Source organism: Kribbella capetownensis (genome assembly GCF_004331485.1).
Taxonomy (GTDB): domain Bacteria; phylum Actinomycetota; class Actinomycetes; order Propionibacteriales; family Kribbellaceae; genus Kribbella; species Kribbella capetownensis.
Genome location: NZ_SJKD01000002.1, coordinates 855266 through 868649 on the forward strand (window position 1 = coordinate 855266; position 13384 = coordinate 868649).

The window sequence follows — 13384 nt, forward strand, 5'->3', positions numbered from 1 at the left end:
TGAGCACAGATAGTGACGTCGCGGGGCAAATGTTCCGTTCCGGTACCCGTTCCGGTAACGATTTGTGCACTGGTGCCGGGCACCGCTGGTTTGGTGTCACAGTGTCAGGCAGGCTTGCGCCGGTTGTGGGGGATCGGCGCTGTCAAGGGGATTTGACGGAGTCGCCCACAGAGCAAAGGCTCGGCACGATATCCACCCGATATGTGCCGGATCACCAGACCGAATCCGGTTGACAGAGCTGACGGAGCGCGAATGAGTATTGGGTCACCAGGCTCGACCGTAGGTGTCGAGGACCACCCGGCGTCGGCTGAACCGGTACGGACCGCAGCGACGCCGCACGGCAAGTCGCCGAGCCGGATCGCATTCGACCGGCTGCGCAAGGACAAGGTCGCTGTGACGTGTGCGTCCATCGTGGTGTTCTTCATCCTCATTGCGGTGTTCGCACCGCTGCTGGCCAAGCTGGAGGGGCAGAACTACAGCACCTTCCACACCGACCTCGTCGACGAGTTCGGCTATCCGACGATCTCCTTCAGTCCCGACCACTGGTTCGGGGTCGAGCCGAAGACGGGCCGCGACAGCTTCGCCCGCTGGGTGTACGGCGCCCGTCCGTCGCTGATCATCGCCTTCCTCGCGACCCTGTTCGGCACCGTCGTCGGTGTCGTGATGGGCCTGCTGGCCGGCTTCCTCGGCGGCTGGGTGGACCGGGTCATCTCGTGGCTGGTCGACTTCGTGCTGAGCCTTCCGTACCTGCTCTTCGCGATCGCGCTGGTGCCGATCGTCGAGTCGATGCGCGGCGGTTCGTTCAACCTGACCCCGCAGGAGCAGGCGCAGATCCGCTTCTACGTCCTGATCTTCGTCTTGTCGTTCTTCGGCTGGGCAGGTCTGGCCCGGATCATCCGCGGTGAGGTCCTGTCCCTGCGCGAGCGTGAGTTCGTGCTCGCCGCCAAGGCGATCGGTGTCCCGACCCGGCAGGTCCTGTTCAAGGAACTGCTGCCCAACCTGGTCGCACCGATCGTCATCTCGGCCTCGCTGTCGTTGCCCGCGTATGTGACCGCGGAGGCCGGACTGTCGTTCCTCGGCGTCGGACTGGTCGAGCCGATCCCCTCGTGGGGTCAGACGATCGCCGTCGCCACCAACTGGTTCAAGGCCGACCCGCTCTACCTCTGGTTGCCAGTGATCGGGATCACCGTTCTGGTGTTGTCCCTGGCCCTGCTCGGAGACGCGATCCGGGACGCCTTCGACCCCAAGACTCGCCGGTAGTTCGGCGATTGCCCCAGCGGCAGAAAAGGAGAAACCCGATCATGCAGTGGAAACGGATCACCGCAGTCGCGGCGACGGTCATGTTGGCCGCCGTGGCCTGTGGCAGCCCGTCCTCGAACAGCGGAACCAACAGTGGTGGGCAGGGCGACCTGGGTGGCGCCCAGGAGAAGGCGACTGACGCCACTGCGAAGGGCCCGGCCGCGGAAGTCGACGGAGCGAAGAAGGGTGGCACCGTCACGGTGCTGTCCGACGTCACGCCGGACACCTTCGACCCGACGAACATCTACTACACCGACGGTAACCAGATCAGCAAGCTGATGTTCCGCACGCTGACCCAGTACCGGCTCGACGGGGACAGCCACAAGCCGGTCCTCGTCCCGGACCTCGCCGAGGACCTGGGTACCAAGTCGGCCGACGGCCTGACCTGGACCTTCAAGTTGAAGAAGGGCATCAAGTACCAGGACGGCACGGAGGTGAAGGCCGCCGACTACGCGTACGCGATCAAGCGCTCCTTCGCCCACGACCTGTACGACGCCGGACCGACGTACCAGCTGCAGTTCTTCAAGGACGGCGACACGTACAAGGGCCCGTACGGCGCCGGTGGCGCGAACTACGCGGGTGTCGAGACGCCGGATGAAAGCACGCTGGTCATCAAGCTGGCGAAGAAGTTCGACGACCTGCCGTTCTACGTGGCGTTCCCGATGTTCACGCCGATCCCGCAGGCGAAGGACACGCAGAAGAACTACGAGCAGCGCCCGATGTCGACCGGCCCGTACAAGGTCGACTCGTACGTCCCGGGTACCGAGCTCAAGCTGTCGAAGAACCCGAGCTGGGACCCGAACTCGGACCCGGTCCGGCACCAGTACGTGGACGCCTGGGACTTCAAGTTCGCGCAGGACACCATCAAGGCTCAGCGTCAGGTCCTGGCCAGCTCCGGCCCGGACGCCAACGCGCTGAACTACTCCAACCTGGACAGCACCCTGCTGTCCGAGGTCAAGGACCAGTCGCAGCTCGTCAAGGGCCCGTCCCCGTGCACCATCACCTACCCGATGGACACGCGGAAGATCCCGCTCGAGGTCCGCAAGCTGATCGCCAAGGCCTACCCGTACGACTCGTGGCGTAAGGTCGCCGGTCTGAACCCGGCCACCGACCCGCCGGCGTCGACGATCCTGCCGCCGGCCGTCCCGGGCTTCGTGAAGTACGAACTGCCGGGTCTGAACGGCACTGGTAAGGGCGCCGAGGACGACGCGGTCGCCGCCGAGATCAAGTCCGAGCTGGGCAAGCTGGGCAAGGCCAACTTCGAGCTCAGCTGGTACTTCTCGATCGACGACCCGATCTCGACCCAGAGCAGCCAGCTGCGTCAGCAGGTGTTCGAGAAGGCCGGCTTCAAGGTCAAGACGATCGGTGTTCCGAAGGCCAAGCTGCGTACCTACGTGGGCAACCAGGACGCTCCGGTCAACATCGGCAAGACCCCGACCGGTTGGTGCTCCGACTGGCCGTCCGGCACCAGCTGGTTCCCGGTCCTGTTCCGCTCGGACGCGATTGCCCTGGGCAACAGCATCGGCCAGCTGCAGGACAAGGCGCTGGACGCCAAGATCGACGCGGTCTCGGCGAAGACTCCGGACGAGCAGCTGAAGGAGTGGACGAACGTCGACAAGGACATCCTGGAGAATTACCTCCCGGCCTTGCCGCTGTACTACTCCAACACCGAGGCTCCGATGGGCAAGAACATCGGGCACGCGATCAACGACCCGACACAGGGTCTGCCCGAGTTCACCTCGATCTACCTGAAGCAGCCCTGATCGAGGCCCGTTCTGAAGCAGTAGTCAGTCAATGAACGGTGGAGTGGTGCCCGGATCACTGTCCGGGCACCACTCCGATCGGTGAGGAGACAAGCCCGTGCTCTACTTCGTGGCGCGCCGTATGGTCAGCGCGCTCAGTGTCGTGTTGGTTACGCTGATCGCGACCTTCGCGCTGTTCTTCGTCGCGCCCACGGACCCGGCCGGCGCGATCTGCGGCGAGCGCAACTGCACCCAGCAGCGCTACAACGAGATCAAGGCGAACCTTCACCTGGACAGGCCGAAGGTTCAGCAGTTCGCGGAGTACACCGCGGGCATCTTCACCGGCCGTGACTTCACCACCTCCGGCGTCACCCAGCACTGCGCCGCGCCGTGCCTGGGCTTCTCGTTCAAGAACGACCGCCCGGTCACCGAGATGCTCAAGTCCCGGCTCCCGGTGACGGTGTCGCTGGTCGCCGGTTACGCGGTCCTGGTACTCACCATCGGCGTCTTCGTCGGATCGATGGCGGCGAAGAGACGCGGCACCCTGGGCGACCGCGGCCTGATGACCAGCACGCTGGTGGTCAGTTCGGTCCCCTACTACATCGTGGCGCTGATGGTCGCGCTGTATCTGACGATCTTGTACCCGATCCTTCCCCGGGGAGAATGGCATCCACCGTCGGAGAACATCGGGAAATGGTTCGCCGGCCTGCTCACTCCGTGGCTGGTGCTCGGCATCTACAGCTGCACCTCCTACGCTCGGTACTCCCGTGGCTCCATGGTCGAGACGCTGAGCGAGGACTACATCCGGACCGCGCGGGCCAAGGGCCTGTCCGACCGGGTGGTCACCTACAAGCACGCGTTGCGGTCCGGCCTGATCCCGGTGATCACGATCTTCGGCCTCGATGTGGCCACCAGCCTCGGCGGCGCGATCTTCACCGAGAAGATCTTCGGTTTGCCCGGCCTCGGCGTGCTGGTGCTGGACAGCTTGAACAGTTACGACCTGCCGGTGATCATGGGCACCGTACTGGTGGCCTCGGTCATCCTGGTCGCGATGAACTTCCTCGTGGACATCAGTTACAGCCTGATCGACCCGCGGGTGAGGCTTACGTGAGCACCCCCGCCCCTGAAGACCGGAAGGACAGCATGGTCGAGAGCGCAGCTGGCGAGTCGGAGGCGACGGCGGCCGCGAAGCGTGGTCCGTCGGTCGCTACCCGTGAGCGCCGGCAGGGTTCGATCAACCCCAGCGGCGAGACGCCGTATCTGGTGGTCGAGGACCTGGCGGTCCAGTTCCCGACCGCGGACGGGCTGGTCAGCGCCGTGAACGGACTGAGCTATTCGGTTCCGCTCGGCCGCACGCTGGCGATCGTCGGCGAGTCCGGCTCCGGCAAGTCCGTGTCCAGCATGGCCGTGATGGGCCTGCACGATCGCAAGCGGACCCGGATCACCGGCTCGATCCGGCTCGGCGGCGACGAGATCGTCGGCCTGCCGGAGAACGAGCTGATGAAGATCCGCGGTGACGCGGTGGCGATGGTGTTCCAGGATCCGCAGTCCTCGCTGCACCCGCTGTACACGGTCGGCAACCAGATCACCGAGGCCTACCGGGTGCACCACAAGGTGTCCAAGGACGTGGCGAAGAAGCGTGCTCTGGAGATGCTCGACCTGGTCGGCATCCCGAACCCGCAGCGCCGCTTCTCGCAGTACCCGCATGAGTTCTCGGGGGGTATGCGGCAGCGCGCGATGATCGCGATGGGTCTGGTCAACGACCCGAAGCTGGTCATCGCCGACGAGCCGACGACCGCGCTGGACGTCACCGTGCAGGCGCAGATCCTGGATCTGCTGAACAACCTGCAGAAGGAGTTCGGCTCCGCGATCGTGCTGATCACCCACGACCTGGGTGTGGTAGCCGAGATGGCCGACGACGTTCTGGTGATGTACGCCGGCCGCTGTGTCGAGTACGGCACCGCCGAGGATGTGCTGGCCAACCCGCGGATGCCCTACACCTGGGGTCTGCTCGAGTCGATCCCGACGGTGTCGGCGGCCAACGAGCGGCTGCGCCCGATCAAGGGTCTGCCGCCGAGCCTGCTGAACCTGCCCGACGGATGTTCTTTCAACCCGCGCTGTCCGTACAAGGACCGCGTCAAGGGTGAGCGTTGCACCACCGAACTGCCGGAGTTGCTGCCGGTGGACGGCGCCGGTGCCCACACAGCCCGTTGTCACCTGCACGACAAGGCCACGATCTACGCGGCCGAGGTCGCGCCGAGACTGAGCTGACAGGGGGCTGAGGAGAGAGATGAGCGACAACAACACTGTGCGCAAGGTCGACAGCGTTCCGTCCGGCAGCACTGCGAAGGACTCCGGCGCGCCGCTGCTGCAGGTCCGGGACCTCAAGATGTACTTCCCGATCAAGGAAGCGGCCGGGCTGGGCCGGACCAAGAAGGTCGTCCAGGCCGTCGACGGCGTGAGCTTCGAGCTGAAGGCCGGCGCGAGCATGGGGCTGGTCGGCGAGTCCGGCTGCGGCAAGTCGACGACCGGCCGGATGATCACCCGGCTGCTCACCCCGACCGCGGGCGAGATCCTGTTCAAGGGCACGAACATCGCGCACCTGAAGGAGCGGGAGCTGCGCCCGTTCCGGCGGCAGCTGCAGATCGTCTTCCAGGACCCGTACAGCTCGCTGAACCCGCGCCAGACGGTCAGCAACATCATCAGTACGCCGCTGCGCGTGCACAACCTGGTGAAGAAGGGCAAGGAGCTCGACCGGGTCCAGGAACTGCTGGAGCGGGTGGGCCTGAACCCCGAGCACCACAACCGGTACCCGAACGAGTTCTCCGGCGGCCAGCGCCAGCGCATCGGCATCGCCCGGGCGCTCGCGGTGGAGCCGGAGGTGATCATCGCCGACGAGCCGGTGTCCGCGCTGGACGTGTCCATCCAGGCCCAGGTGATGAACCTGCTGGAGGACCTGCGCCGCGACCTCGGCATCGCGTTCGTGTTCATCGCCCACGACCTGGGCGTGGTCCGGCACTTCTGTGACCAGGTCGCGGTGATGTACCTGGGCAAGATCGTCGAGCAGGGCTCCCGCGAGCAGATCTACGGCGCTCCGCAGCACCCGTACACCCAGGCGCTGCTGTCCGCGGCTCCGGACCTGGGCACCATCCGTGGTGTCCCGCCGAAGGAGCGGATCCGGCTGGTCGGCGACGTCCCCTCGCCGATCGACCCGCCGAGCGGCTGCCGGTTCCGGACCCGTTGCTGGAAGGCCGAGGACATCTGCGCGACGCAGGAGCCCCTGCTCGAGCCGAAGGCCCACTCCAGCGCCGGCCACGCCGCAGCCTGCCACTTCGCGGAGCCGAAGGTCGACCTGACCGCCGCCACCGCCTGAAACCCGTTGCAAAGAAGGGCCCTCGCAGCTGCGGGGGCCCTTCTTCATCCGTGTTTCAGTTCGTCCCGCTGCTGTGCGAAGCGGACCGACTCGAACGCGACCAGCACCGTCAGCAGAGCAGCGAGTACGGCGAGTTGCCCGAGCGCCGGCACGCTCGCGACCAGCGGTATGGCGATCAGCACGAGAGCGGCCGTGATCAGCCGGGACGCGCTCCACTGGTGCACGGTCCGGCGCTTGAACCCGACATGGCCGAGCAGGTAGAGGGCGACGCCGACGAAGAGCGCGAAGAGTCCGCCGCCCTTCAGCGGATCGTCCAGGTGATGGTGCTCCGTGTCGCCGACGTACTCCAGGACCTTCTTCAGGCCGAGGGCGAGCAGGACGATGCCGATCACCATCGGCAGGTGCAGGAACGTGTACGCGTCGCGGGCGAGCTTGGGACGGGTCTCGGGTGGCTCGTGCTCCAGGGCGCGTTCGCCGTACCGCACGGTCGCGTCGAAGTAGATCCACCAGAGCGCAGCGGACACCATCAGGCCGAGGAGGGACGCGAGCAGGATCGGCCAGGAGATCGGCAGGTCGGTGACGCCGACGCCGATCGCGACGATCGACTCGCCGAGCGCGATGATCACGATGAGGCCGTGCCGTTCGGCGAAGTGGGCCGCCGACCGGAACCGCCAGCCGCGCGCGTCGATCAGATAGGTGCCTCCGTAGTCCGCCGCCAGTGCCGCTGCCCACAGCAACGTTTGGGTCCTCCCGTGGTACTGCGACGCGATCAGCAGGAGCGCCGTAGCGGAGAGCATCGACGGTGCGAAGCGGATCAGGGTACGGCGTAGCACCGGGTCGCCGTCTGCGATCAGCCAGAACAGGATCAGGTGCAGCGCGCGGAAGGCGAAGTACGCACAGGCGATGACCACCGGGCCAGACAGACCGCCGGGCAGGTCATGGAAGGCCTCGGGTATCGCGAGAGCGATCAGGAACATCGCGGCCATCGACAGCAGCAGGACGCCGGCGACCGAGCCCTCGTCGGCCTTGACGAGGTTGCACAGCCAGGAGAAGCCGATCCAGCTCCACCAGAGCAGCGCGACCAGCAGGATCCCGCGGAGCAGGCCGTGCCAGTTCAGGTCGTGCGCCATCAGCGCGGTGATCTGCGTCAACGCGAAGACGAAGACGAGATCGAAGAACAGTTCCAGCGTGGTGACCGACTGGTCCGCACTGGTCTTCAACGCCCGGATGGATCTCCTGGATGCCGCCATGGCGCACATCCTGCCACCCGCCGGCGCCGTCTCACGGGATCGCTGATTGGAACGGTGGGCTCCCGCTGGTCAGGGTCAGGAGGGAGCCCACCGGGTCTCTAGGCGCGGCCGTGTGCCTGCCGGCTGCGACGGCTGAGCGAGTCGATCGTGACAGCGATCAGAAGCACTGCGGCAGTCACGATGTAGCGGACGCTGGAGTCGAGGCTGAGCAGGGCCAGACCGTTCGAGATCGACATGATCACCAGTGCCCCGAGCAAAGCGGAGTACGCCGATCCCCGGCCACCGAAGAGGCTCGTGCCGCCGATGACAGCAGCGGCGATCGCGTTCAGGTTGGTGTCGGTGCCGCCGCTGCTCTGGCCGACCGCGACCAGCCGCGCCGCCGCCAGGATGCCGCCGACCGCGGCGAAGGTCGAGCATGCCGCGAAGACGGACAGGTAGATCATCCGGACGTTGATACCCGCGCGCCGGGCGGCTTCGACGTTGCCGCCGACCGCGAACACCGAGCGGCCCCAACGAGTCCGCCGTACGACGAGGTCGGTGCCGACCACCAGCGCCAGGAAGAACAGGAACATCGACGAGACACCGCGATCGCCGTTCAGGACGACGACCGGGACGACCAGCGCCACGGTCAGCGCGGCGGCCTTGATGGCGATGATCGAGGTGGGTGCAGCCGACAGTCCGGCGGCCGCCCGGGCGCCTCGGCCGCGCAGCCGGGTCAGCACGTAGAGCGCGACGACCACCACGATCAGTCCGTAGGCGACAGCGGGGGAGAGGAAGCTGCGCGCGGCGAACCCGACCAGCGCGGAGTCGTACGGCAGGTTGAGGGTGCCTTCCTTGCCGAGCACAAGCAACTGGAGACCGAGGAAACCGAGCAGACCGGCCAGGGTGATCACGAAGCTCGGTACGCCGAACCGGGTATAGAGAGCGCCGTAGAACAACCCGATCGCGAGCCCCAGCGCGACGCTGACCAAGAGCGAAAGCACCCAGGGCCAGTCCAGGTTGACGAACGTGACGCCGAGGACGGCGGCGGCCAGGCCGCTGACCGAGCCGACGGACAGGTCGATCTCGCCGAGCAGCAGCACCAGCACGATGCCCAGCGCGATCACGCCGACCGAGGTGGTCTGCAGGGTGAGGTTCACCAGGTTGCGGCTGGACAGGAACGAGCTGTTCGCGATCTGGAAGACCGCCCAGATGATGATCAGGCCGACCACCACCGGGACCGAACCGAGGTCACCCGAGCGGAGCCGGGCGGTGAACGCCGAGACGGCGCCGCTGACGCCGTGGCTGGCGATCAGGCGCTCGTCCTGCAGGTCGGCGGGCAGTTGGTCGGTGCCGTTCGTGGACGAGGTGCCGGGGCGCGGCGTGTCCTGCGGCCGGATCTCTGATCCGTGCAACGTCATGATGCCGAGCCCTCCTGCTGTGTCCGGCGCGCGGCGCGCTCGGAGACGGCGTTGTCCGTCGCGCCAGTGATGGCGGCGATGATGTCCTGCGTCCTGGTCTCGCTGACCACGAAGACGCCGTTGTTCCGGCCGAGCCGCAGTACGGCGACCCGGTCCGCGACCGCCATCACGTCGGCCATGTTGTGGCTGATCAGGATCACGGCCAGGCCGCGTTCACGCAGCCGTTCGACCAGGTTGAGCACCTCGGCCGTCTGGGCCACGCCGAGAGCCGCGGTGGGTTCGTCCAGCATCACGACCTTCGGCTGGCCGAGCAGGCTGCGGGCGATCGCGACGGTCTGCCGCTGCCCACCGGACAGACTCGCGACCGGGATCCGGACCGACGGGATCTTCGCGGACAGCTGCCGGAGCAGCTCCCACGACGACCGCTCCATCTCGACCTCGTCGAGCACCCGGCCCCGGCGCAGTTCGCGGCCGAGGTACAGGTTCGCGACCACGTCGAGGTTGTCGCACAGGGCCAGGTCCTGGAACACCGTGGCGATGCCGAGCTGCTGCGCCTCGGCCGGGCTGCTGACCCGCACCTGCTGCCCGTCGAACACCATCGTGCCGTCGTCGGCGGTGTAGACGCCGGCGATCGTCTTCACCAGCGTCGACTTGCCGGCGCCGTTGTCGCCGACCAGGGCCAGCACCTCACCGGTCCGGACGTCCAGCTCGATGTTCTTCAGGGCCTGGACCGCGCCGAAGCGTTTGGAGACGCCCCGCAGCGTCAGCACCGTACCGGTGCCGACGGGGACGGGGGTGGGGGTGACAGTCACTCGATCAGCCTCCTGGGCTTTGCGTTCAGGCCATGATCGCGGCGATCCGTCCGCCGGGACAGACCCGGCGTTGCCCCGCACCTCACTGCGGGGCAACGCCGAAGGGCGGGTCAGTTGCTGGTCAGGCCGGCCGCGGTGCAGGCGGCGGCGAACGACGCGGTGCAGATGTCGGTGACCTTGTAGATGTTGTCCTTGACCACGGTGTCCTTGATGTTGGCCTTGGTCACCGCGACCGGGTCGAGAATCGTCGACGGGATGCCGCTCTTCTCGGTGGTCGACTCGGGCTTGCTGCCGTTCGCCAGCGCCAGCGCGCCCTTGGCGGCGGCCTCGGCCTGCGGCTTGACCGCCTTGTAGATCGTCATCGCCTGGTCCCCGGCGACGATCCGCTGGATGGCGGCCAGTTCGGAGTCCTGCCCGGTGACCGGCGGCAGCGGGGTGACGCCGCCACCCTTGAGCGCTGCGATCGCGCCACCCGCCGTACCGTCGTTGGCGGCGTACACACCGACCAGGCCGTTCTTGATCGCGCTCAGCTGGCCTTCCATCCAGGCCTGCGCCTTGTCCGGGCTCCAGTCCGGGGTGTCGAACTCGGCGGCGACCTTGAAGCCGCTGCTGTCCAGCACGCTGTGCGCGCCCTTCTTGAAGTCGGCCGCGTTCGGGTCGGTCGGCGCGCCGTTGATCATGGCCAGGTTGCCGGAGGTCTTGCCGGCCGCCTTGAGCGTGTCGACCAGGGTCTGTGCCTGCAGCTTGCCGACCGCCTCGTTCTCGAACGACACGTAGTAGTCGGCGTTCTCGATGAATCGGTCGTACGCGACCACGGGGACGCTCTGGCTCTTCGCGGAGGCGACGACCGCGGCGGCGGCCTTGCCGTCGACCGGGTCGAGCACGAGCACGTTCGCACCCTGGGTCAGCGCCGCCTCGGCCTGCTGTTGCTGCTTGGCCGCGTCCTGGTCGGCGTTGCTGTAGATCAGCTCGCAGTCGGCGCAGGCGGCCTTCAGCGCCTCGGTGAACAGCGGCCGGTCGAGCGCCTCGTAGCGGGTCGTCTTCGACTCCGGCAGCAGCAGGGCGATCTTCTTGGCGCCGCCGCCGCTGCCCGAGCCCGAGTCGTCGTCGGAGCCGCAGGCGACCAGGGAGACGGCGAGGGCCGAGACGGCGAGGCCGAGGCCGACGAGACGGGATGCTGACACGGACATATGGCGGCTCCTTGACGTGAAGACCCGGGTAGGCCTGACGGAAGTCAAACCCCCGGGTAGCCTTGACGTCAAGACTTGAATTCAAGAAATAGACATATTCGTGTCACGTGATCGTTCGCAGGGCAGGGCGACGCCCCTCGTCGTACGCCGAGGTGGTGTCAGGAGATGCTGAGCGACTTGGTGGCGTGAGCGTGGCTGAGCACCGAGGCGAGGTGGATGGCGCCGATGATGTCGGCCTCGTCACCGAGTTCGGCGCGGCGTAGATCGACGGTCGCCGCGGCGCTGGGGATCGCGCAGCGGTCGAGAGCTTCGCGGAGCGGGTGCAGGATCAGATCTCCCGCCTCCGCCATCAGGCCGCCGACCACGATCACCTCGGGGTTGAACAGGTTCACCAGTCCGGCCACCGCGACACCGACCCGGCGGCCCGCATCCTCGATCACCCGGCGGCAGCCGAGGTCGTCCTGCAGGGCCCGGCTGATGATGTCCTTCAGCCGGAGCGGGCCGTGCGACGCGGCCAGGCTGCTGATCAACGCGCGGGATCCGACGAACGTGTCGAGGCAGCCCCGGTTGCCGCAGCGGCAGATCGGCCCGTTCTCGTCGATGGTGACGTGGCCGATCTCGCCCGCCGTACCGGCTGAGCCGCGGAACACCTCGCCGCCCAGCACGATGCCGGCGCCGACACCGTAGGAAAACTTGAGGTAACAGCCGTGCCGGACGCCGCGGAGGGCGCCGTTGCGCAGCTCGCCGAGGGCGGCCAGGTTGGCGGTGTTGTCGAGCGCGACCGGGGCGCGGAGGTGGCCGGCCATGGCCTCGGCGACGTTCACGCCGCGCCAGCCGGGCAGGACCGCGTCGGAGCCTGCCTCGCCGCTGACCGAGTCGACCGGCGCGGGCAGGCCGAAACCGATCGCGCTGATGTCCTCGACGCCGGAGCTGACCGTCTCGGCGAGGTCGGCGAGCAGCCTGGCGGCGCGCTCCATGCCGTCGTCGGCGACGTGGTCGGCCTGCAGGGGCATCAGTTGCTGGGCGAGTACCTCACGGGACTCGTTCGCGATCGCGACCCTGACGTCGCGCTCACCGAAGGCGACTCCGGCGAGCAGGCCGCCGCCGGACGCGAGTGAGACCAGGACCGCGCGGCGGCCGTTGCGGATGCTGCGGGACAGGCCGACCATGCCGGCCTGGTCCAGCTCGCGGACCATGTTCGACACGGTGGCGGCCGACAGCCCGGAGGCGGTGGCGATCTCGACCTGGGTCAGGGGGCCGTGTTGCCGGACGACTCCCAGAACGCGTTCGCGGTTGGCTTCGCGCAGCGAAGCCTGCGACCCAGGTGCGGGGCGGGTTGCGTTCATTACATAAACATAACGGATCGCGAGGTGTACCCGGCCCTGTACCGGCCGTAAACCGCCAACATCACATCTGTCCTCGCCGTCACTACCCCACGTTCGCCGTTCACCGGCGACAGTAATGCACCCCGGCCCGGCGGTGGTGGAGGCGGGCTCAGGCGCTCAGGGCGAGGGTCAGAAAGGCGACGGGGAGGGCGAGTTCGATGGCGGTGCCGAGGACGTCGCCGGTGGTGCCGCCGAGGGCGGTGTGGGCGCGGCGGGTTGTAGCGAGCGCCGTGGCCACGGCCAGCAGGACCGCGGCTGCTGTGCCGCACAGTCGGAGAAGGTCGGGCGATGTGGTGAGCCAGGTGAGGGCGAGGGCGGCGGCCAGTACGACGATCGTGGCTGCGGCTGCCGTGAGGGGGCGTACGGTGGCGGCGACGACCGTGCCTAGGCCGTCCGGGCGGGCTGCCTGGATTGTGATGCGGCAGGACCAGGGGAGAGTCAGGCGACTGGCTGTGGTGGCGATCAGGGCTGCTTGCCAGCCGAAGCCGGCCTGGATGCAAGTGGTGAGCGCCGCGACGTCGAGCAGGAGTACGCCGACGATGCTGACGACACCGAATGGCCCGATGTCGCTCTGCTTCATGATCCGGAGCATGGTCTCGCGGTCGCGCCGACTGCCGAGCGCATCCGTAAAGTCCGCCAAGCCGTCCAGATGCAAAGCACCGGACAACCCCGCCACCACAAGCACGGCAACCACCGCGGCGAGCAGATCCGCATCCGGCCGCACCACCTGAACCAGGGCCACCGCGCCAGCAGCAACCGAACCAATCACCAACCCCACGGCAGGCGCGAGCACCATAGCCCGCCCACCAACCAGACGATCGACCGTCGACGGCACCCGGGCAGGCAACACCGACAACGTCCCCAAACTCAACCAAGCCCCGTCCATCCACCCACCGCCGCCCCGGCCGGCCGAGCCGTCTCCAGGCGGGGTGC

At 67.6% G+C, this 13384-nt stretch carries 11 protein-coding genes; 5 read left to right on the plus strand and 6 right to left on the minus strand.

Features of this window, described 5'->3' with window-relative positions; translation table 11 throughout:
* Positions 1-252 precede the first annotated feature (252 nt).
* The 5 genes from E0H75_RS14395 (at position 253) to E0H75_RS14415 (ending at position 6414) form a co-directional block, all read left to right on the plus strand.
* Positions 253-1260 (plus strand): ABC transporter permease, encoded by a 1008-nt coding sequence (locus tag E0H75_RS14395; RefSeq protein ID WP_131513989.1) that lies wholly within the window; start codon positions 253-255, stop codon positions 1258-1260.
* Positions 1261-1301: 41 nt separating this feature from the next.
* Entirely contained in the window at positions 1302-3062 is a 1761-nt protein-coding gene (locus E0H75_RS14400; RefSeq protein WP_131513990.1) for an ABC transporter substrate-binding protein, read from the plus strand.
* A 97-nt stretch (positions 3063-3159) separates the two neighbouring features.
* A complete protein-coding gene (locus tag E0H75_RS14405; protein WP_131513991.1) occupies positions 3160-4152 on the plus strand; it encodes an ABC transporter permease in 993 nt (330 codons plus the stop codon).
* Positions 4149-5312 (plus strand): ABC transporter ATP-binding protein, encoded by a 1164-nt coding sequence (locus E0H75_RS14410; RefSeq protein ID WP_420323291.1) that lies wholly within the window; start codon positions 4149-4151, stop codon positions 5310-5312. Before E0H75_RS14405 ends, E0H75_RS14410 begins: the two co-directional genes overlap by 4 nt.
* A gap of 19 nt (positions 5313-5331) precedes the next feature.
* A complete protein-coding gene (locus E0H75_RS14415) occupies positions 5332-6414 on the plus strand; it encodes an ABC transporter ATP-binding protein (protein ID WP_131513992.1) in 1083 nt (360 codons plus the stop codon).
* 44 nt (positions 6415-6458) lie between these two features.
* Here E0H75_RS14415 and E0H75_RS14420 read toward each other — a convergent pair whose 3' ends face one another.
* The 6 genes from E0H75_RS14420 to E0H75_RS14445 form a co-directional block, all read right to left on the minus strand.
* Positions 6459-7664: a low temperature requirement protein A gene (locus tag E0H75_RS14420; protein ID WP_131513993.1), complete on the minus strand. Its 1206-nt coding sequence runs from the start codon at positions 7662-7664 to the stop codon at positions 6459-6461.
* Positions 7665-7762: 98 nt separating this feature from the next.
* The gene (locus tag E0H75_RS14425; RefSeq protein WP_131513994.1) at positions 7763-9064 is read right to left on the minus strand and encodes a sugar ABC transporter permease; all 1302 of its coding nucleotides are present in this window, start codon (positions 9062-9064) and stop codon (positions 7763-7765) included.
* Positions 9061-9876: an ATP-binding cassette domain-containing protein gene (locus E0H75_RS14430; RefSeq protein ID WP_202872987.1), complete on the minus strand. Its 816-nt coding sequence runs from the start codon at positions 9874-9876 to the stop codon at positions 9061-9063. Before E0H75_RS14430 ends, E0H75_RS14425 begins: the two co-directional genes overlap by 4 nt.
* Positions 9877-9986: 110 nt before the next feature.
* Entirely contained in the window at positions 9987-11066 is a 1080-nt protein-coding gene (locus tag E0H75_RS14435) for a substrate-binding domain-containing protein (RefSeq protein ID WP_131513995.1), read from the minus strand.
* A 158-nt stretch (positions 11067-11224) separates the two neighbouring features.
* Complete coding sequence (locus E0H75_RS14440) at positions 11225-12412, minus strand: ROK family transcriptional regulator (RefSeq protein ID WP_131513996.1); 1188 nt, start codon at positions 12410-12412, stop codon at positions 11225-11227.
* A gap of 148 nt (positions 12413-12560) precedes the next feature.
* Positions 12561-13337: an adenosylcobinamide-GDP ribazoletransferase gene (locus E0H75_RS14445; RefSeq protein ID WP_131514120.1), complete on the minus strand. Its 777-nt coding sequence runs from the start codon at positions 13335-13337 to the stop codon at positions 12561-12563.
* Between the last annotated feature and the right edge of the window lie 47 nt (positions 13338-13384).